At 75.2% G+C, this 19,537-nt stretch carries 16 protein-coding genes; 5 read left to right on the top strand and 11 right to left on the bottom strand.

Annotated elements, in window-relative coordinates; genetic code table 11:
* Nucleotides 1–105 precede the first annotated feature (105 nt).
* From ACF068_RS01340 to ACF068_RS01325, 4 genes are read right to left on the bottom strand one after another with little or no spacing between them, the layout of a single operon-like run.
* Nucleotides 106–2,577 carry a PQQ-binding-like beta-propeller repeat protein gene (locus ACF068_RS01340; protein ID WP_392272082.1) on the bottom strand — a complete coding sequence of 824 codons (2,472 nt, stop codon included), beginning with the start codon at nt 2,575–2,577 and terminating at the stop codon, nt 106–108.
* A 39-nt stretch (nt 2,578–2,616) separates the two neighbouring features.
* On the bottom strand, nt 2,617–2,883 hold the full coding sequence (locus ACF068_RS01335; RefSeq protein ID WP_392272081.1) for a hypothetical protein: 267 nt from the start codon (nt 2,881–2,883) through the stop codon (nt 2,617–2,619).
* An 11-nt stretch (nt 2,884–2,894) separates the two neighbouring features.
* Nucleotides 2,895–3,623 carry a TetR/AcrR family transcriptional regulator gene (locus ACF068_RS01330; protein WP_392272080.1) on the bottom strand — a complete coding sequence of 243 codons (729 nt, stop codon included), beginning with the start codon at nt 3,621–3,623 and terminating at the stop codon, nt 2,895–2,897.
* A gap of 42 nt (nt 3,624–3,665) precedes the next feature.
* On the bottom strand, nt 3,666–4,601 hold the full coding sequence (locus ACF068_RS01325) for a diiron oxygenase (RefSeq protein WP_392272079.1): 936 nt from the start codon (nt 4,599–4,601) through the stop codon (nt 3,666–3,668).
* A gap of 159 nt (nt 4,602–4,760) precedes the next feature.
* Between ACF068_RS01325 and ACF068_RS01320 the strand changes: the two genes are divergently transcribed.
* Nucleotides 4,761–5,864: a ferritin-like domain-containing protein gene (locus tag ACF068_RS01320; RefSeq protein WP_392272078.1), complete on the top strand. Its 1,104-nt coding sequence runs from the start codon at nt 4,761–4,763 to the stop codon at nt 5,862–5,864.
* Between the two features lie 64 nt (nt 5,865–5,928).
* Nucleotides 5,929–6,753, top strand: coding sequence for a hypothetical protein (locus tag ACF068_RS01315; protein WP_392272077.1), 825 nt, complete (start codon nt 5,929–5,931; stop codon nt 6,751–6,753).
* Nucleotides 6,754–6,769: 16 nt separating this feature from the next.
* Here ACF068_RS01315 and ACF068_RS01310 read toward each other — a convergent pair whose 3' ends face one another.
* From ACF068_RS01310 to ACF068_RS01290, 5 genes are all read right to left on the bottom strand, one after another.
* Nucleotides 6,770–8,290: a penicillin-binding transpeptidase domain-containing protein gene (locus ACF068_RS01310; protein ID WP_392272076.1), complete on the bottom strand. Its 1,521-nt coding sequence runs from the start codon at nt 8,288–8,290 to the stop codon at nt 6,770–6,772.
* Nucleotides 8,287–9,639: an FtsW/RodA/SpoVE family cell cycle protein gene (locus tag ACF068_RS01305; protein WP_392272075.1), complete on the bottom strand. Its 1,353-nt coding sequence runs from the start codon at nt 9,637–9,639 to the stop codon at nt 8,287–8,289. Before ACF068_RS01305 ends, ACF068_RS01310 begins: the two co-directional genes overlap by 4 nt.
* A 138-nt stretch (nt 9,640–9,777) precedes the next feature.
* Nucleotides 9,778–11,034: an ATP-binding protein gene (locus ACF068_RS01300; protein ID WP_392272074.1), complete on the bottom strand. Its 1,257-nt coding sequence runs from the start codon at nt 11,032–11,034 to the stop codon at nt 9,778–9,780.
* Nucleotides 11,034–11,762, bottom strand: a complete 729-nt coding sequence (locus ACF068_RS01295; protein ID WP_392272073.1) for a hypothetical protein — start codon at nt 11,760–11,762, stop codon at nt 11,034–11,036. Before ACF068_RS01295 ends, ACF068_RS01300 begins: the two co-directional genes overlap by 1 nt.
* A gap of 208 nt (nt 11,763–11,970) precedes the next feature.
* Entirely contained in the window at nt 11,971–14,202 is a 2,232-nt protein-coding gene (locus ACF068_RS01290) for a PBS lyase (protein ID WP_392272072.1), read from the bottom strand.
* A 168-nt stretch (nt 14,203–14,370) separates the two neighbouring features.
* On the opposite strand from ACF068_RS01290, the gene ACF068_RS01285 reads away from it, so the two are divergent.
* Complete coding sequence (locus ACF068_RS01285; RefSeq protein WP_392272071.1) at nt 14,371–15,186, top strand: NERD domain-containing protein; 816 nt, start codon at nt 14,371–14,373, stop codon at nt 15,184–15,186.
* 51 nt (nt 15,187–15,237) lie between these two features.
* On the opposite strand, the gene ACF068_RS01280 is transcribed toward ACF068_RS01285, so the two are convergent.
* Together ACF068_RS01280 and ligD are read right to left on the bottom strand one after the other, a co-directional pair.
* The gene (locus tag ACF068_RS01280) at nt 15,238–16,131 is read right to left on the bottom strand and encodes an ATP-dependent DNA ligase (RefSeq protein ID WP_392272070.1); all 894 of its coding nucleotides are present in this window, start codon (nt 16,129–16,131) and stop codon (nt 15,238–15,240) included.
* On the bottom strand, nt 16,128–17,012 hold the full coding sequence (gene ligD / locus ACF068_RS01275; protein ID WP_392272069.1) for a non-homologous end-joining DNA ligase: 885 nt from the start codon (nt 17,010–17,012) through the stop codon (nt 16,128–16,130). The genes ACF068_RS01280 and ligD overlap by 4 nt, the downstream gene beginning before the upstream one ends.
* Nucleotides 17,013–17,052: 40 nt before the next feature.
* Here ligD and ACF068_RS01270 point away from each other — a divergent pair, with 40 nt between their 5' ends.
* Together ACF068_RS01270 and glgA are read left to right on the top strand one after the other, a co-directional pair.
* Nucleotides 17,053–18,093, top strand: a complete 1,041-nt coding sequence (locus ACF068_RS01270; protein WP_392272068.1) for a Ku protein — start codon at nt 17,053–17,055, stop codon at nt 18,091–18,093.
* A gap of 215 nt (nt 18,094–18,308) precedes the next feature.
* Nucleotides 18,309–19,529 carry a glycogen synthase gene (gene glgA / locus ACF068_RS01265; protein ID WP_392272067.1) on the top strand — a complete coding sequence of 407 codons (1,221 nt, stop codon included), beginning with the start codon at nt 18,309–18,311 and terminating at the stop codon, nt 19,527–19,529.
* Nucleotides 19,530–19,537 lie beyond the last annotated feature (8 nt).

Below are 19,537 nucleotides of genomic sequence, written 5' to 3'. Positions count from 1 at the left end.
CATCACCTCCGCCCCCATCATGGGGCGGTGGATCATACGACTAACGTATGAAATGCCCGAGGGGGCGGATCGGCCCAACGCGGTCACCCGTCCCGGTGGGGCGGGTCACTCCACCGGCAGCGCGTAGAACATCCGGCCCCGGCGCACGACCGCGCCCGCGGGCCCGGCGGCGAGCACCCCGTACGCGGCCGACTCCTCCCGGCCGCCCGGCTCCTGGACACCGGCGTCCTGGAACTTCCACAGCCGCCGCCCGTCACCCGCCGCGAACGCGGTGACCTGCGAGCCGTCCGCCACGAGCAGGGTGCGGCCGCCGGCGCCGACGGTCACGCCCGGGAGGTCACCGCCGGCCGCCGCCTCCGTGTCCCGCCGCCAGCGCGTCCGGCCGGTCGCCGCGTCGACCGCGTACACCGTCCGGGCGCCGTCCGCGACGTACAGCGTGCCGCCGACCACCTGGGGACGCCCGAAGGCCGCGCCGCCGGGCAGCCGCCACAGCGTCCGGCGGGTACGGGTGTCGAACGCGGACAGCCCGCCCGGGACCGCCGCGTACAGCCGCCCCGATCCGTCCCCCGCCACCGCGCCGCCCGGGAGCGCCCCGCCGAAGGACCGGAACCACCGCCGGGCGCCGGTGGCCCGGTCGTGCGCGTAGAAGACCGCGAGCCCCTTGGCGGCCTCGACCTGCGCGGCCGTCAGCGACTTCGGGTCCTGGCGGACGACCAGCGCGTCCGGCCGCAGCGCCAGCACCTCGTAGGCCGGGGCGTACGGGGCACGGCCGTTGGGGACCTGGACGCGCCACAGCTCCCGGGCCCGCTCGATGTCGTACGCGAAGAGGTACGTACGGGCCGCGAGCGTGCCGGTGAACCAGACCACGCCGCCGGACTGCCCGGCGACCGACGCCAGGCGGACGCCGGCCGGGTACGCCCGCCGCTCCGCGGTCGTGCCGTCCGTGGGGGACAGCAGCCGGAAACCGTCCGCGCCGGCCACCGCCGGCCGGCCGCCCGGCAGGGTCAGGGCGGGGTGGCCGGAGGCGGCGTCGGCCCGCTGCCACAGGCGCCGGCCGCCGGCGAGGTCGACGCCCGTGGTGTGGGCGCCGGTGGTGAGGACCAGCACCCGGTCCCGCCAGACCGCGGCGTTCGGCGACGGGCGTCCGTCGGCGGGGTGCCGGTACGCCCAGCGGGGCGTGGGCGGCACACCGGGAACCGCCGCGCGGGGGCGGGCGGGCGGCTTGGCGTCGGGCCGCCGCTCCTCGCCGTCACCGGGGGCGAGGGCCAGCACGCCGCCGCCCCCGAGGACGGCACCGGTCACCCCGGCGGCCAGCCCGGTGAGCAGCCCCCGCCGGGACGGCCCGGACGCGGGGGCAGCGGGCGCGGACGCGGGGCCCGGTACCAGCACGGGCGCCGGCCCGGCGGCCCCGCCGGGCAGGTCGGGAGCGGTGGACGGCGGCGGCGCGGTCGGCGGGGCGGGCGCGGTGGACGGCGGCGGGGCGGTCGGCGGGGCGGGCGGACCGGACGGGGTCGGCACGTCGGACGTGGCCGGCGGGGCGGGCGGGAGGAGGGCCGGCGGGGCGGCGTCGGGCGTTCGGGGCGCCACCACCAGGCCCGGGCCGGCCGGGTCGCGCCGCCGGACCTGCCGTCCCACCCGGACGGTCCGGCCGTCCCCGTCGGGCCCGGGCGGCAGCGGCGCCACCAGGGCGGCCACCCGTGCCGCCTGCTCGTCCAGCGCCCCGGCCACCCGGTCGGGCAGCCACCCGTCCCCGGCGAGCGCGGACGCGCCCTCCGGGGCGAGGGCCCCGGCGGCCTCCCCCGCCCCGGGCCGGTCCTCCGGCGACTTGGCGAGGCACCGGGCGATCAGCGGGCGCAGGTCCTCCGGCACGGCGCCGAGCGCCGGTTCGGCGTCCGCGATGGCCGCCGCGTCCGCCAGCGGAGGGGTGCCGGTCGCCGCGTACGCCAGCAGCAGTCCGAGCACGAAGACGTCCGACGGCGGGCCCGGCTCCTGCCCGGCGGCCTGTTCGGGGGTGAGGTAGCCGAGCCGTACCGACAACTGCCCGCCCGGCCGGGCCTCCGCCGACTCGGCGGCGCCCAGCGCCCCGAACGCGGTCAGCCGCGGCCCGTCCGGCGCCAGCAGGACGGTGCCGGGGGCGAGCCCGTGCAGCACGGCGCCGGTGGCGTGGACCCGGGCCAGCGTCTCGGCGAGCCCCGCGCCCAGCACCCGTACCGCCCGCCCGGGCAGCGGCCCGGCCAGGGCGACGGCTTCGGCGAGGGTGAGCGCGGGCACGTACGGCGTCGCGGTCCACGGCCTCGGCCCGTCCACGGCGCCCTCCAGCGCCGCGGGCACCCAGCCGCCGGCCAGCCGCTCGGCGGTGCGTGCCTCGGCCGCGAACCGGCGCCGGAAGGCGGGGAGTTCCGCGAGCGCGGCGGGCGCGGCGGTGACGACGACCACCGTGCCGGCGTCGTCCCGCGCCAGGTACCGCACGGCGCTCGCCGACTCCCGCGTCCGCGCGAGCACGGTGTAGGGCCCGCACCGGCGGGGGTCACCGTCCCGCAGCGGCTCGATCGGCTGAAGCGGCGACGACGGTTCCATACGGAAGCTCCCCCTTTGGCGGCGCGAATGCCCGTGATCCTACGACTTCTGTGACCACGGCCACTTCAGCTCGCGCCGCTCGCGGCCCTCGGGGGCGTACTCGTACTTCCAGCCGCGCTGGAGGCCCAGGCGCCTGGTGTAGCCGGAGGGGACCCGGCGGTAGGCGTGGACGGTGGGCGGGCCGCCGCCCTCGTCGGGCACGGGGACGGTGTACCACTTGGGCGGGTGGCCGGTCGGGCCGGTCAGCACCGGCAGGATCCGGCCGTCCAGCGGGCCGCCGTGGAATGGGGTGTTCTCGCTTCGCACGGCAGCCAGTGTCACAGCAGGTGCGCGGCCTCGCCCACCACGGGCACCACACGGCGTGCCAGGGTGCCGACCGGTCCCTCGGCCGTCTCCTGCGCCAGGAGCGCCGCCACGGCGCCCGCCGTCTGCTCGTCGGTGGCGGCGGTCGCGGTCAGCAGCGCGACCAGGTGGTCGACCAGCCAGGCGCGCAACTCGGCGGCGGGCGGCCGCTTGTCCTCGTCCAGCCAGATGAGGGACGCCGCCTCGACAGCCGCGATCCAGGTGCGCACCATCATCCGCAGCCTCGGCCCCGGGTCCGGCACCCCCAGGTGCAGCAGGATCTGCTCGGCGGCCGCGCGCCGCACCCCGTCGACGATCGCGGTGGTGCGGGACGTCTCGGCGACGCTGCCGCCCTGGAGCAGGGCGCTGAACCCGGCGTCGTGCTGGTCGACGAAGGCGAGGTACCGGTCGAGGACCCGGGTGAGCCGCTCGGTGGGCGGGCCCACCGGCGGCTCGGCGAAGCACAGCTCCAGCTCGTCGGCGGCCGACCACAGCGCGGCCTCGTACAACTCCTGCTTGCCGCCGGCGAAATAGCGGTACACCAGGGGCCGGGAGACCCCGGCCGCCTCGGCGACGTCGTCGAGGGAGACCTCCTCCGGCGCCCGGTGCGCGAAGAGCGAGAGGGCGACGCCGAGGAGCTGCGTACGGCGCTCCTCGACGCTCAGCCGTCGGTACGCGGGTGCGGGCGTCGCGGCACTGGTCATGACCGCAGCGTAACTCCGCCCCGTCCGGCGTGGTGCCGGGCTTCAGGCGAGGAGGCCGGAACTCTTCCAGAGCCTGCGCCCCACGCCCCGCAGCACCCCGATGTCGTCGAGGAAGTCCGTCAGCCGCCGGGCGCCCGACTGCATGACCTCGCGGCGGTGACCGCTGGCCCTGACCTGGGCGACGGCCTCGCGCCGGTCGAGGCCGACGTTCTCGTACACCTGGGGGTTGACGAAGCAGACGGAGAAGACGCGGGCCGCCTCGCCGCAGCTGATCCGGGTGAACTCCTGCTCCCAGCGCGGGGCGGTGACCATCTGGCGGCGCAGCTCCTCCCGGGCGTACCGCACGTGGCGGGCCTCCTCCACCACGTGGATCCGGGTCACCCCGCGCACCAGGGTCTGGACCCGCTCGTCGGGGAAGGTGAGGCGCTGCATCCAGTCGAGGATCTCCTCGCCGAGCAGCGTGGCGGCGAACGAACCGGGGGTCGTCGACACGGTCTTCAGCACCCGCGCCATGTTGTGGTAGACGCGCGGCACCTGGTAGGCGGGCGTCCCGCCCTTCTGGATCATCCGGGCGAACATCATCGAGTGGCGGCACTCGTCGGCGATCTCGGTGAGCGCGTACCGGACGTGGTTGCTGGTGACCGACTTGTCGTAGATGTGCCGCACCAGGAGCTGCATCAGGATGATCTCGAACCAGATGCCCAGCGAGGCGAGCGAGGCCGCCTCGTGCCGGGCCAGGTCCATGCGCTGCTCCTCGGACATCCGCCGCCAGAGCGGCGTGTCGTAGAGGGAGACCAGCTCGGGCGGCCAGAACCACTTGCCGTCCTCGACGGGGGCGTCCCAGTCCAGCTCCCTGTCGGGGTCGAAGGAGTGCTTGGCGGAGGACTCGAGCAGACGCTCCGCGACCTGTTCGCGGTCCCGGAGCGGGCCGAGCGCGTCGCTGAGCAGACGTATGTCGCGTTCGGACACGGTGGTCATCGGCGGGGCACCTCGCGCAGTTGGCGTTACTGGGGGTCATCCCTTATAAGACTGCTTGTCAGCAAGGCCGTCAATCCCCTGTGCCCGACTTGTTGACCCGGCGTCTACCAACGTGTGAGCCTGCCAACCACCCGTCAGCGCACAGGCGAAGGAGCCGTCGTGTCGTCGCATGACCTCTACAGCAAGGCCCCGGGAGACCCGATCTGGCAGGTGCCGGCCACCGGCGCGGCCCGCTTCAGCTGGGAGTACGACGACGGCCGCGACCGGCTGCTCGCCCTCTACCAGAAGGGCAAGGACAAGCAGTGGGACGGCGCCCGGCGCATCGACTGGGACCTCGAGGTCGACCCGTACGACCCCCTGGGCACCCCCGACGAGGCCCTGACGCTGTACGGGACGCGCCACTGGGCCAAGATGACCGACAAGGACAAGGGCGAGCTGCGCAAGCACTACGCCTCCTGGCAGTTCAGCCAGTTCCTGCACGGTGAGCAGGGCGCCATGATCTGCGCCGCCCGGATCGTCGAGTCCGTGCCCGACATGGACGCCAAGTTCTACTCCGCCACCCAGACGATGGACGAGGCCCGGCACGCCGAGATCTACGGCCGCTTCCTGCACGAGAAGATCGGGATGCTGTACCCGATCAACGACAACCTCCAGGGCCTGCTGGGCGACACCCTCCGCGACTCCCGCTGGGACATGCCCTACCTCGGCATGCAGGTCCTCATCGAGGGCCTCGCGCTCGCCGCGTTCGGGATGATCCGGGACACCACCGACAAGCCGCTGCCCAAGCAGATACTCGCCTACGTCATGCAGGACGAGGCCCGGCACGTCGCCTTCGGCCGCATGGCCCTCCGCGACTACTACAAGCAGCTCACCGACGCCGAACTGCGCGAACGCGAGGAGTTCGTCATCGAGGGCTGCTACCTCATGCGCGACCGGCTGCGGGGCGTGGAGGTGCTGGAGAACTTCGGGGTGTCCCGGAAGGAGGCCGAGCAGTTCTCCGAGGAGTCCGAGTTCCTGCACCTGTTCCGCAAGCTCCTCTTCAGCCGCATCGTCCCCTGCGTCAAGGACATCGGCCTGTGGGGCGAGCGGCTCCAGAAGGCGTACGTGGACATGGGCGTCTTCGAACTCGGCGACTCCAACCTGGACCTGCTGATGACCCAGGACGAGGAGATCGCCGAGGCGCTCGACCGCGAGCGCTTCGCGGCGGAGGAGGCCGAGCGGGTCGCCGAGGTGACCGAGGCGATCGCGGAGGGCGGCGCGTGACCGGGGCCTTCGCGGAGGGCGGCGCGTGACCGGGGCCTTCGCGCCCGTGACGTAGCCTGACGGCATGACCATGCCGCCTCCGTCCCCGCAGCAGCCCGGCCCGTACGGCGCCCAGCCCGGCCCCTACCCGCAAGCACCCGGGCCGGCTCCGTACCCCGGTGCGCAGCCGCCCGGCCCGCAGCCCGGCTTCCCGCAGCAGTACCCCGGGCCGTACGGCGGCGTCCCCTACGGCGCCCCGCCGCCGCGCAAGAAGCGCACCGGACTGGTCGTCGGGATCGTCGCCGGGTCGCTGGTCCTGCTCGGCTGCCTCGGCTACGGCGTGAAGATGGTCGTCGACGGCTCCGGCGGCGGCACGCCCTTCCCGGCGGCCACCCACAAGCTCGTGGTCCCCAAGACCCTGGTGGGCGGCGAGTACACGCTCGCCCAGGACATGTCCGGCACCGAGGGCAAGAAGCTGCTGGAGGACACCTACAGCTCCACCGTCCGCACGGACGGCGCGGCCGTCGCCCAGTACACCGCCCAGAAGGACGGCGCGGTCAAGGCGCTGGTCGTCTCCGGCTACTACGGGCAGGTCAAGCGCCCCGACACCGAGCGCCGCAGCCTGCTGCGCGGGGCGGGCACCGCGCAGAACGCCAAAATCGAGCAGCCGGCCAAGGACGTCACCCCCGCCGGCTCGGACGTCAAGGTCGAGTGCGAGGTGCTCTCCAACACCGAGGCGGGCAACGAGGTGACCTTCCCGATGTGCGCCTGGGGCGACGACAACACCGTCGCCGGGGTCGGCGTGGTCGACGCCTCGCGGCTCGACCAGAAGCCCGGCGACATCGACCTCGCGGCGGCCGCCGAGCTGACCCTGAAGGTCCGCGAGGAGATGCGCAAGCCGATCGGCTGACCCGGCCGGGGCGGTGTCACGGCCCGAACGGCCCGCCCGCCCCGTCCCGTCCGCCGAGGCGCCCGGGGCCGCGCCGCTCCTCCTCGCGCAGCGCGGCCTCCATCACCGCCCGGGCGACGGGCGCCGCGCTGCCGCCGCCGCTGATGTCCTCCCGGTTGGCCGACGCGTCCTCCACGACCACCGCCACCGCGACCGCCGCCCGCCCCGACCCCCCGGCCTGCGCCCAGCCGATGAACCACGCGTACGGCGTGCCCGTGTTGCCCAGCCCGTGCTGCGCCGTGCCGGTCTTTCCGCCGACCGTCGCACCCGGGATCGCCGCGTTGCTGCCCGAGCCGCCCTCGACCACCTCCACCATCAACCGCTGGAGCCGCAGCGCGGTCGGCGGCAGCATCGCCTGCCGGTAGCCGCGCCGGACGTGCTGCGTCACCGTGTCGCCGTCCGAGGTCGTCGTCCGGTCCACCAGGTGCGGCTGGACGATCTCCCCGCCGTTGGCCACGGCGGCCGCCACCATCGCCATCTGGAGCGGGGTGGCCGTGGTGTCGTACTGGCCGATGGCCGAGAGCGCGAGCCGGTCGGCGGACATCCCGTCGTCGAAGTTCGACCTGGCCACCACCGACGGGACGCGCAGCGAGGCGTCGTTGAACCCGAACCGCCCCACCGCCTCGGACATCCCGGCGGTCCCCACCTTCACCCCCAGGTGGGCCATCACCGTGTTGCAGGACCAGCGGATCGCGTAGGCCAGCGAAGCCCCGCCGCACCCCTTCGCCTCGTTGGGCAGCACGGTCCGGGTGCCGGGCAGCAGGTACGGGTCGGGCGTGCCGGTCGGGGCGTCGACGTCCGTGACCACTCCCGCGTCCATCGCCGCCGCCGCCGTCACGATCTTGAACGCGGAGCCGGGCGGATAGGTCTGCCGCAGCGCCCGGTTCAGCATCGGCTGCTCCCGCGCCGCGTTCAGCCGCCGCCACGCCGCCGCCACGCCCCTGCCCGTCCCGGACAGCAGCCCCGGATCGTACGAGGGGCTGCTCACCAGCGCCAGGATGCGGCCGCTGGACGGCTCGATGGCGGCGACCGCCCCCCGCCTGCCGTCGAGCCCCTCGTACGCGACGCGTTGCAGCGGCTCGCGGATCGTGGTGACGACGTTCCCGCCCGGGGGGCGGGTGCGGCTGAGGTCGTACCAGAAGGGGAAGGGCGTCAGCATCGGGCTCGTCCCCGACAGGACGGGGTCCTCGGCGTTCTCCAGCAGGGTGGTGCCGTACGTCTGCGAGGCGTACCCGGTCACCGGGGCGTACAGCGGCCCCTCGGTGTACGTGCGCTCGTGGCGAAGCTGCTCGCCGGTGTCCTTGGAGCCGGTGACGGGCCTGCCGTCGACCAGGATGTCGCCGCGCGGCTCGGCGTAACGGGCCATCACGGGCCGCCGGTTGCCCTGCTTCGCGTCCAGCTCCGGTGCCTCGACGATCTGCACACGGGCGGCGTTGACCAGCAGCGCGGCGAGCAGGAGCAGGCACAGGGCGGCGGCGTGCCGGATGCAGCGGATCACCGGACCTCCTCCACGGCGGGCAGCACCGCGCCCGGCTCGACGCCCGGCGGTTCGGGGGCGCGGGCGCAGTCGCTGACCCGGATCAGCAGGGCCACGATGATCCAGTTGGTGACGACCGACGAACCGCCCTGCGCCAGGAACGGCATGGCCATGCCGGTCAGCGGGATCAGCCCCATCACCCCGCCGGCGATGACGAACGCCTGGAGGGCCGGGATGGAGGAGAGCCCGGTGGCGAGCAGCCGGCCGAACGGGTCCCGCAGCGCGAGGCCGGTCCCGAACCCGCGCGCCACCAGCAGGGCGTACAGCAGGAAGACGGCCGTCAGCCCGACCAGCCCCAGCTCCTCGCCCGCCGTGGCCAGGATGAAGTCGGACTTCGCGGCGAACCCGATCAGCACCGAGTCGCCCAGCCCCAGCCCCGTGCCGAGCATCCCGCCGGCGGCGAACGCGAACAGCGACTGGGCGAGCTGACCGGGGCCCTGACCCGCCTCGATGGAGGCGAAGGGATGCAGCCAGTCCTCCACCCGGCCGTGGACGTGCGGTTCGAGACCCCCGACCACGAACGCCCCGGCCGCGGCGAGCAGCAGCCCGACGGCGACCCAGCCGGTGCGGCCGGTGGCCACGTACAGCAGGATCACGAACAGCCCGAAGAACAGCAGCGAGGTGCCGAGGTCCCGCTCCAGCACCAGTACGCCCACGCTCACCAGCCAGATCGCCACGACCGGCCCCAGTACCCGCCCGGCCGGCAGCCGCACCCCCCACACCCGGCGGCCGGTGTGGGCGAGGGCGTGGCGGTTGGCGGCGAGGTACGCGGCGAAGAAGACGGCCAGCAGGATCTTGGCGAACTCGCCCGGCTGGAAGGAGAGGCCGCCGATCCGGATCCAGATCTTGGCGCCGTTGACGGCGGGGAAGAAGATCGGCACGAGCAGCAGGAACAGGGCGGCCGCGACGGAGACGTACGCGTAGCCCTGCAACGTCCGGTGGTCGCGCAGCAGGACGACGACCGCGATGAACAGCCCGACGCCCAGGGTGGACCACACAAGCTGCGTGGGCGCGGCGTGGTCGGCGGGGGTCTCCAGGTCGAGGCGGTAGATCAGGACCAGGCCGAGGCCGTTGAGCAGCACCGCGATGGGCAGCAGCAGGGGGTCGGCGTACGGGGCGCGGAGGCGGACCGCGAGGTGCGCGAGCAGCGCGAGCAGACCGAGGCCGGCCCCGTAGGCGGCGGCGTCGGGGGGTACGGCGCCGTTGCGGGCGAGTCCGACACCGATGTAGCCGTGCACGGAGATGAGCACGGCGCCGACCAGGAGGGACAGCTCGACTCCCCGGCGCCCGGGCGCCCTCGTTGCGGTCATGCTCCGCAACGTAGCGCGGCGTATGTCCGTTATGTCGGACCTGGCGCCCCTCCCGGGCCCGGGTCGTGCCCCACCGCCCACCGGTGGTGACCGCCCCACCCGCCCCCAGCGAGGGGGTACGGCACCCGGCGGGGAGGGTCAGGGGTCCGGGCGGTATTCGGGGAGGGTCAGCCGGGCTTCGGCGCCGCCGTCCGGCGCGTTCGCGAACCGCAGCTCCGCGCCGATCACCGCCGCCTGCCCCGCCGCGATCGTCAGCCCCAGGCCGTGGCCCTTGCCGCCGCTCTCCGTGCGGAACCGCTGCGGCCCGTGCTCCAGGAGGTACTCCGGGTACCCCGCCCCGTGGTCGCGGACCGTCGCCACCGGGCCGTCCACCGTCAGGGTGACCGGCGGCCGGCCGTGCTTGTGGGCGTTGGCCACCAGGTTCCCGAGCACCCGCTCCAGGCGCCGTTTGTCCGTCTCCACGCGCGCGTCCCTGACGACCCGTACCTCCGTGCCGGTGCCCGACGCCCGCACCACCCGCCGCGCCAGCGGGCCCAGTTCGTGCACGTCGAGGTCGACCTCCGCGGTGCGCGCGTCCAGCCGGGAGATCTCCAGCAGGTCCTCCGTCAGCGCCCGCATCGCCTTCACGCGGTCCCGTACGAGCTCCGCGGGCCGGCCCGGCGGCAGCAGTTCGGCCGCCGCGGAGAGTCCCGTGAGCGGGGTGCGCAGCTCATGCGCCACGTCCGCCGTGAACCGCTGTTCGCTCAGCAGTTTGCCCTGGAGGCTGGAGGCCATGGTGTCCAGCGCCCCCGACACCGTGGCCACCTCGTCCTCCGGGTGCGCGGGGTCCCGGGTGCGGGGGTCGTTGACGCGCGCGTCCAGGTCGCCGGCGCTGATCCGCCGCGCGACCTGCGCGGTCAGGTGCAGCCGCCGCGTCACCCGGGTCACCGCGAACGAACCGACCAGCAGGGTCGCCCCGATGGCCAGCACCGACGAGCCCACGATCGCCTGGTCCAGCCCGCTGATGGTGCTCGCGCTCAGCGAGTAGTCCACCCGTACCGCCAGTGCCCGGCCGTCGGCGGGGCCGGCCGCCCACATGGTGGGCCGGCCCGCCGGGTCGTCGGCGACCAGGGTGCCGCGGTCGCCCCGGAGGGCGAGGGCGCGCAGCGGTGACGGCAGGCCGTCCGGGTCGACGCCCGCGTACGGCGGGAGCGGCTCGCCCGCCTCGTACGCGTGCGTCACCTCCTCCAGCCGGTCCAGCGCCTTCTCCCGGGCCGTGTCCACCGTCTGCCGGGTCACCGAGACGTGCACGAGGGCGCCCAGCAGGGCGGCCAGCGCGCAGCACATCACCGTGATGAAGAGCCCGGCCTTCCAGGTGAGGGTCGCCATCCAGGCGGGCGGCCGCGGACGCCGCATCACGCACCGCCCGAGGGTGACGGGGAGGGCTCCTCCGTGGCCTGCTCCGGCGGCACCGGCTTGACCCGCACGATCTCGTCCCTGGTCGGCAGCATCGCCTGCTGCTGGGCGTCCCACGACCAGGCGGTGCGGTACTCGTAGCCGGGGATGCCGGCCGAGACCACCCGGACGACCAGGTCCTTGCCGGCGAGCTGCACGCCCACCACCTGGTCGATGGTGGACATGATCCGGGTCAGGTCGTCCTTCCCGGGCATGTACACGCGGAGGCCGGTCTGCTGGTCGGGCATGCGGATGCCGACGACCAGTTCGTCCTTGCCGTCCCCGGTCAGGTCCCGGTAGTACGGCGTCATCACCGGGCACTCCCTCGGCTTGCGCCCGCACTCGCGGATCCGGACGACCGTCTCCTTGTACATGCCGTCCGGCCCGCTGTACTCGTCGGGATGGGCCGCCACCTCGGCCTGGACGACCGCCACCGGATCGACGCGGTGGACGTCGCCGCCGGGGACGCGGACGCCGGGCACCTTCGCGGTGTCGCTCTCGCCGTAGTCGTACGGGGGCGCCGTGACGGGCGGCAGGTCGGGCCACAGCCGCACCGGGCCGACGGCCGTCGGGGTGGGGCCGGCGCTCCGGAGCTCGCCCGCGTCGCCGCAGCCGGTCAGCAGCAGCGCGGCCACCGCGGTGCCGGGCAGCAGCAGTGCCGCGTTCACGGCCGGGCGGTGCGGGCTCACGGTGCTCCTGACGATGCCGCGGCGCGCGCGGCGCGGCCGGTGGTCGGGTCGGTCTTCGCCCACCTTATTCGGACGGAAGTCCCTTTTGTCGACCCGGCCCCCGACCGCCGACCCCGCCCCCGACCGCCGACCCCGCCCCCGACCGCCGGCCCCGCCCCAGGCCGCAGCGGCCCCCGGTTCCGGCGGCCCCGGCCCCAGCGGCCCCCGGCTATCCCCGCCCGCCCAGCGCCCGCCGGCACAGCGCCAGCAGCTTCTCGTCCTGGTGGACGTCATGGTCGCCCGCGGTGCCGTCCGACGCGTTGTGCCGACGGGAGCGGGCCAGCTCCGCCCGCAGCAGCGGGGCCGCCTCCGCCGGTACGGGTCCCGGCTCCCCGAGGCACCCGGCGATCTCCACCCGGGTGTGCTGGTTCTCCTTCCAGGCCCCCACCAGCACCGGCAGCGCCTCGCCCGCGGCCTCGCCGGTCACCCGGCACAGCGCCACGGCCGCGTCCACCCGCAGCCATACCCCGGGCGCCGCCAGGCACGCCCGCAGCTCCGGGACCGCCGCCGCGCCCGCCCGCCCCATCGCGCCGACCACCCTGGCCGCCTCCCGCCGGTGCGCCGCGTCCGGCGCCAGCAACAGCGCCCGCAGCCCGGGCAGGACCGCCCCGGCGTCACCCTCCACGGCCCACAGCGCCCGGGCGGCCGAGGCCGCCACCGCGACCGAGCGGTCCGCCAGCAGCGCCCGCAGATCACCCAGCGCCTCGCCCGCCGCCGGGCCGAAGGCGGTCAGCGCCCGCAGCGAGGACTCCAGCACCCACTCGCGGCGGAACGCGGGCGCCCCGCGCAGGACCCGCAGCACCTCCGGCAGCGCCTCCACCGCCCCCAGGCGCGCCAGGGCCAGCAGCAGTGGGCCCGCACCCTCACTGAGCCCGTCGTCCAGCGGCAGCGCGCCGAGCCGGTGCCGCAGCGCGGGCACCAGCGGGGCGGCGTGCCCGCCCAACTGCGGGATGGCGTAACCGAGCCGGCTGTCCAGCCCCGGCCGCTCCAGGGCGCGCGCGAGCGCCGGTACCGCCCGCGGATCACCGGTACGGGTGAGGGCCAGCAGCGCGCTGCCCGTTCCGGACCGGCCGCCCGCCCGCGCGGGCGCCCAGGGCACCGGGTCGGCCGCCACCCGGGCGGCCAGCGCGTCCGCCGCCGGACGGGCCACCTCGAACAGCTCGCCCAGCCACGCCACGGCCGCCTCCCGCAGCCTCGGCTCGGGGTCGGCGAGCTGCGCCCCGACGAGCCGCACCACCTCGTCGTACGTCCCCCGCCAGGTGCGCACCAGGCCGCCGCACATCCACACCGCGTCCGCCCGCCGGTCCCGGCCCGGGCTGCGCAACTGGGCGGTGACCAGCGCGATCCGGTCCTCGACGCGGTCGTCCAGGGCGCTGTGCAAGGTCCGCAACAGGTCGTCCGCCCACGCCGAGCCGCGGCCCGCCCGCTGTTCCTCGCGCACCTCCCGCACCTGCCCCACCAGGGTGGGCGCCCCGGGCCGCGGGTCGGCCGGCTCCGGGAGACCGGCGGGGCCCGCGAGGTCGGCGAGCTCGCACAGCTCGGCCAGACCGGTCGCGTGGGCCAGGCCGGGTTCGCTCACCGGACCGGCCGGACCCATGCCGGTCTCGGGCGCCGGGCCGGGCGGCCCGCCCGCGGCCGGCTGCCGGGCGCCGTCCCGCCCGGGGGCCTCCCGCAGCCGGTCCAGCAAATCCGTCACGGTCACCACCACGTCGCCGGGGAGCCGCCCGGGGGCGCACCGGGCGAGCTGGGCGAGTGCGGCCAGGCGCAGCGCCGGGTCCTGGGCGGCGCCCATCAGCCAGCCCAGCCAGTCGACGATCTCGTCGCGCAGCGACTCGTACCGCAGGGCGATCCGGCCCACCGCCTCCACCAGCGCCAGCCGCACCTCGGGGTCGGTCTCGACGGTCAGCCGCTCCCGCAGCAGGGCCAGCACCCGTGCCGGGTCCCCGTGCAGCGAGGCGAGCGCGCCGGGTGCCGCGAGCCGTACCTCCCGGTCGTCGTCGGCGACCAGCGCCAGGAACACATCGGCACCGGCGGCGACGGCGGCGGCCGCCATCGCGTAGTTCGCCGCGTCCTCGAACTCCTCGTCGTCGGGGTCGAGTTCGTCCAGCCCCTCGTCGCCGCCGAGGTCGATGCCGCCGATGCTGGTGAGCAACTCCACGACACACCCCCGGTCCTGCACCTCGGGGTCCGCCACCAGCTCCAGCAGGAAGGGGATGCAGGCGAGCGTCGCGTCATAGACCTCGCCCTGGTGGTGCACCGCGCCGTACATCCCGTCCAGCGCGACCTCCCGCTCCACCGGGTCGGGAGAGGCGAGCCCCCGCAGCAGCCCGGGCACGTCGTCGGCCGGACCGTAGGCATGACCCAGCGAGGCCCAGTCGACCTCGTCGATCCCCGTGAACATGCCGTTCCTCCCCGCGAAACACTGCACTTGGGGGCAATAGTGCACCACACCGGCGAGCGCGGTGCCCCGGCAATCGGACACGCTCGGCACCCCGTTCCCGACCGCCTCCCGTCCTTCTCTTGCCCCCGGACGGGCGGCCTGTTCCCATGGGCGTGGGGGTGATGGGGCATGACGGCACCGCGGGTCACACCGGTCGGTGCGGGAGGCCGCGGCCGGCTCCGCGTCAGCCTGCCGGACGGCCGTGACATCGCGTGGTACGACCCGGAGCGCGGCCGGATCAGTCTGTTGTCCGACGCGTACGAGGACGAGGCGCTGGCCGCGCTCGCGCCGTACATCACCGGCGAGGTCACCGTCGGCCCGCCACCCGTCCCCACCGCCTCCGACCTGGCCCGTCTCACCCTCCACCCCGACGACGACCTCGCCCCCAACCGCCCCGGCGAAGTGCTGCGCGGCGCGCTCGACGCGGTCGCCGGGCGGCGTTTCGCCGGGCTGGGGCGGCCGGATCCGCGCCTGGCCGAGCTGGCCGCGCAGCAGCACGTCGGCGACGCCCTCGACGCCCTCGACGCGCTGGACGGGGCGGGATGGCGGGTGCTGCACTGCGTGCCCCTGCCGGGCGCCGCCCTGATCGACCACCTGGCGATCGGCCCCGCCGGTGTGTTCGCGGTGCGTACGCTCGCCGGGCGGGGCCGCCGGGTCCGGGTCGCCGGGCAGGCGGTCGCCGTCGGCCGCGCCGAGCCCCGGCCGCACCTGCGCGGGCTGCGCCGGGACGCCGACCGGGCCGCGCACGCCCTGGCCACGGCGGTGCGCCCGGTCCTGGCGGTCGCAGGCCCGGCCCGCCTGGACGTGCCGCCCCGCCCCGACGGGGTGCGGGTGCTGCGGGACGGCGAGATCCCGTCCCTGGCGCGGCTCGGCGCGCTACTGAAACCGGCGGACGTGGACGCGCTGTACACGAGGGCCCGCAACCGCCGTACCTGGCTTGGGTGACTGTCGGGGGCCTCGCTCCGTTCGTCGGGGCGGTCGTGGCGTGCGGGCCGGTCACGCCGGCTCCTTCAGCCGGAGGACGGTGGTGACGGTGTGCCGGGTGGTGCCGGTGGCGACCTCGGCGGTCAGCTCCGGCGGTACGGACCGGTAGGGCACCTCGCCCAGGCCGGCCGCCATGGCGACGTCCTGGCCGCCGGGGGTCAGCGTGGCGAGGGCGGCGCCCGCGCGGGCGCGGAGGCGGGGCGGCAGGGGGCTGGAGACCACCGGGGTGTCGTCGTCGGGGAGGACCAGGACCAGCGAGGCGGGCCGCTGAAGGCTTCCGGTGAACCCGACCACCACCGCGTCCCGGGTGTCGGTGTGCCGCAGCTTGCGCCACGCGCGCGTGCCCGCCTTGTAGGGCTGGTCAAGGCGTTTGACGACCAGGCCCTCCACGCCGATGCCGGGCAGTGTCTCGTACCAGGTCGCCGCCAGGTCCGGGTCGGTGGTCATGGGGACGGGCTGGATCGGCGGGCCCAGGTCCGCGAGCAGGTCCACCAGCCGCTCGCGCCGCACCGCGTAGCGCCGGGGCCGCAGGTCGGTGCCGTCCGCCGCGAGGACGTCGAAGGCGGCGTACGAGGCGGGCAGCCGCCGCGCGAGCCCGGGAGCCCGGCCGGGGGTGGCGGCGGCCCGGCCCTGGACGGCGGCGAAGTCGATCCGGCCCTCCCGCCAGACCACCACCTCCCCGTCCAGCACCGTGCCGGCGGGCAACCGGCGGGCGGCCGCCTCCAGGTCGGGGAACGCGGCGGTGACGATCCGGCCCGAGCGGGCCTGGAGGACCACCCCGTCCTCCTCCCGGAACATCACCATCCGATGACCGTCGAACTTGGGTTCGTACGCCAGTCCCGCCTCGCGCGGCAGGCTGCCCACCGTCTGCGCGAGCGCCACCTTCAGCGGCGGCCGGAGCGTCACGGCAGCGCCCCCGCCCGGCCGGGGTCCAGCAGCGGGGCCAGCAGGTCCCCGTAGTCCTGGAGGCGCGGGGCCATGTCGGCCATGAGGAAGACCAGCCGCGCGGGGTTGCCGCAGGACTCCACCTCCTCCCAGGTCACGGGCGCCGAGACGGCGGGCTCGCGGCGGGCGCGCAGGGTGTAGGGGGCTGCGGTGGTCTTGGCGGCGTTGTTCTGGCTGTGGTCGACGAAGACCTTGCCGGGGCGCAGCGCCTTGGTCATCCGGTGCACGACCAGCGACGGGAGCTCCGCCTCGGCCTCCACGGCGAGCTGCTTGGCGTACGCCTGGACCCGTTCCGAGGGGGCCGGTTCGAGCGGGACGTACAGGTGGAGGCCCTTGGCGCCGGAGGTCTTGGCGTACGCCTCCAGGCCGTCGGCGGCGAGGCGCTCCCGCAGCCAGAGGGCGACCCGGCAGCACTCGACGACGGTGGCGGGGGTGCCGGGGTCGAGGTCGAGGACGAGGCGGTCGGCGAGGGCGGGGGCATCGGCCAGCCACTGGGGGGTGTGGAACTCCACGACCAGGTTCGCCGCCCACATCAGGGACGCGAGGTCCTCGACGATCACCTGGTGGGCGTTCTTGTCCTCCGATCGGGGCACGGAGACGGTTTTCACCCAGGAGGGTGTGCCGGGCGGCGGGTTCTTGGTGAAGAAAAGCTGGCCGTCGGGGCCGTCGGGGTAGCGGAGGAAGGACAGCGGGCGGCCCCGGAGGTGGGGCAGGAAGCAGGGGGCGGCGGTCGCGTAGTAGTGCAGGAGCTCGCCCTTGGTCGTCCCGGTGGCGGGATGGATGACCTTCTCCAGGTTGCTGAGCGCCAGGCGCCGCCCCTCCACCTCCGTGATCGGCGTCATACGATGAGAATCCCACGAATCCGGACGAAAGGGATGAACCGTGCGATCCATCTGGAATGGCGCCATCTCCTTCGGTCTGGTCAGCATCCCGATCAAGCTGGTGAACGCGACCGAGAACCGCTCCATCTCCTTCCGGCAGATCCACACCGAGGACGGCGGCCGCATCCGCTACCGCAAGGTGTGCGAGCTGGACGGCGAGGAGGTGGCGACGGACGAGATCGGCAAGGCGTACGAAGAGGCCGACGGGACCATGATCCCGATCACCGACGAGGACCTGGCCTCGCTGCCGCTGCCGACCGCCAAGACGATCGAGATCGTCGCCTTCGTGCCGGCGTCGCAGATCGACCCGCTCCAGATCGACACGGCGTACTACCTGTCGGCCAACGGGGTCCCGGCCGCCAAGCCCTACACGCTGCTGCGCGAGGCGCTCAAGCGCAGCGAGCGGGTGGCGATCGCCAAGTTCGCCCTGCGGGGACGGGAGCGGCTGGGGATGCTGCGGGTCGTCGAGGACGTCATCGCCATGCACGGGCTGCTGTGGCCGGACGAGATCCGGCGGCCCGAGGGCGTGGCCCCGGACACCTCGGTGACCGTCCGGGACGCCGAGCTGGACCTCGCGGACGCCCTGATGGACACGCTCGGGGAGGTCGACATCGAGACGCTGCACGACGACTACCGGACGGCGGTGGAGGAGATGATCGCCGCCAAGGCGGAGGGCACCGAGGTTGCCGCGCCGCAGGAGGAGAAGCCCGGCGGCCAGGTCATCGACCTGATGGCCGCGCTGGAGAACAGCGTCCGCGCGGCCCGTGAGGCGCGCGGCGAGGACGAGGCGGAGGCGTCGGTCCACGAGCTGCCCGGCCGGAAGAAGACATCCGCCCGCGCGGCGCCCAAGGAGAGCGGCGCCAAGAAGTCCACGGCCGCCAGGAGCCCGGCCAAGAAGGCCGCCCCCGCCCGCAAGTCCACCTCGAAGAGCGCGGCGAGCGGCAAGGAGGCCGAGAAGAGGACCACGGCCAAGTCGACGGCCAAGTCCACCGCCAAGAAGACCCCCGCGAAGAAGGCACAGCCCCGCAAGCGGGCCTCCTGACCGATGAGCCACCCGCGCCGGGCGGAGGCGGCCGCTCCGCCCGGCGGGGGGACGCGCGGGGGCGGAGCGATTGGCTAGCGTCCGCGACAGGGGGGACCGCGGCGGGGGGAACGACCGCCCCGCCGTACCGCCGCCGTGGGCCTTCCACCGGGGCCGCGCTCCGCACCGGGGCGCGGCCGCACCGTCTTTCAGGCCCTCGACGTCAGGAAGTACGCATGAATACGCCATCTCCCCGCACCCGGCCCTCGATACGCGTCGACCTGCTCACCAAGGAGTACCCGCCCGAGATCTACGGCGGCGCCGGCGTCCACGTCGGCGAACTGGCCGGGGAGCTGGCCGCGCTGGTCGACCTGCGGGTGCACTGCTTCGGCGAGCCGCGCACCGCCCCCGGGGTCACGGCCTACCGCGAACCCGCCCTGGCGGAGGGCGCCAACCCGGCGCTGCGCACCCTGGGGGTCAACGTGGAGATGGCGGCCCGCTGCGAGGGCACGGACGTGGTGCACAGCCACACCTGGTACGCCAACGCCGCCGGGCACCTGGCCAAGCTCCTGTACGGCGTCCCGCACGTGGTGACCATGCACAGCCTGGAGCCGCTGCGGCCCTGGAAGGCCGAGCAACTGGGTGGCGGGTACGCGCTGTCCTCCTGGGTGGAGCGCACCGCGGTCGAGGCCGCCGACGCGGTGATCGCCGTCTCGCGGGGGATGCGCGACGACATCCTCCGCGTCTACCCGGACGTCGACCCCGACCGGGTCCACGTGGTGCACAACGGCATCGACACCACCGTCCAGCGCCCCGACCACCGGGTGGCGGCCCTGGAGCGGTACGGCGTCGACCCCACCCGGCCCATCGTGCTGTTCGTCGGCCGGGTGACCCGCCAGAAGGGGCTGCCGCAACTGCTGCGCGCCGCCTTCGAGCTCGACCCGGCCGCCCAGCTCGTGCTGTGCTGCGGCCAGCCGGACACCCCCGAGATCGCGGCGGAGACCGCCGCCCTGGTCGACGAGCTGGGCCGGGTGCGCGGCGGGGTCGTCCGGGTGGACGGCATGCTCGACCCGGAGTCGCTGCGCCAGTTCCTCACCCACGCCTCGGTGTTCGTCTGCCCCTCGCTGTACGAGCCGATGGGCATCGTCAACCTGGAGGCCATGGCGTGCGGCACGGCCGTCGTCGCCACCGCCACCGGCGGCATCCCCGAGGTCGTCGCCGACGGGGAGACCGGGCTGCTGGTCCCGATCGAGCAGGAGCGGGACGGGACCGGTACCCCGCTCGACGAGAAACGGTTCGCCTCCGACCTGGCGGCCGCCGTCAACCAGCTCCTGGCCGATCCGGCACGCGCGGCCGCCATGGGCGCGGCGGGGCGCGCCCGGGCGGAGGAACGGTTCGGCTGGGAACGGGCGGCGCACCGGGTGCACGCCGTCTACCAGGGGCTGACCGGGGCGTGAACCCCCGC

The organism is Streptomyces sp. NPDC016309, from assembly GCF_043077235.1.
Taxonomy (GTDB): domain Bacteria; phylum Actinomycetota; class Actinomycetes; order Streptomycetales; family Streptomycetaceae; genus Streptomyces.
This window is presented reverse-complemented; position numbering and strand designations above follow the sequence as displayed.

Bases quoted from the DNA above. Each gene is read 5' to 3' on its own strand.
- ACF068_RS01305 (WP_392272075.1), bottom strand. From the start codon at position 9,639: ATGACCGCAACGAGGGCGCCCGGGCGCCGGGGAGTCGAGCTGTCCCTC.
- glgA (WP_392272067.1), top strand. From the start codon at position 18,309: ATGAATACGCCATCTCCCCGCACCCGGCCCTCGATACGCGTCGACCTG.
- ACF068_RS01340 (WP_392272082.1), bottom strand. From the start codon at position 2,577: ATGGAACCGTCGTCGCCGCTTCAGCCGATCGAGCCGCTGCGGGACGGT.
- ACF068_RS01325 (WP_392272079.1), bottom strand. From the start codon at position 4,601: ATGACCACCGTGTCCGAACGCGACATACGTCTGCTCAGCGACGCGCTC.
- ACF068_RS01330 (WP_392272080.1), bottom strand. From the start codon at position 3,623: ATGACCAGTGCCGCGACGCCCGCACCCGCGTACCGACGGCTGAGCGTC.
- ACF068_RS01315 (WP_392272077.1), top strand. From the start codon at position 5,929: ATGACCATGCCGCCTCCGTCCCCGCAGCAGCCCGGCCCGTACGGCGCC.
- ligD (WP_392272069.1), bottom strand. From the start codon at position 17,012: ATGACGCCGATCACGGAGGTGGAGGGGCGGCGCCTGGCGCTCAGCAAC.
- ACF068_RS01300 (WP_392272074.1), bottom strand. From the start codon at position 11,034: ATGCGGCGTCCGCGGCCGCCCGCCTGGATGGCGACCCTCACCTGGAAG.
- ACF068_RS01285 (WP_392272071.1), top strand. From the start codon at position 14,371: ATGACGGCACCGCGGGTCACACCGGTCGGTGCGGGAGGCCGCGGCCGG.
- ACF068_RS01290 (WP_392272072.1), bottom strand. From the start codon at position 14,202: ATGTTCACGGGGATCGACGAGGTCGACTGGGCCTCGCTGGGTCATGCC.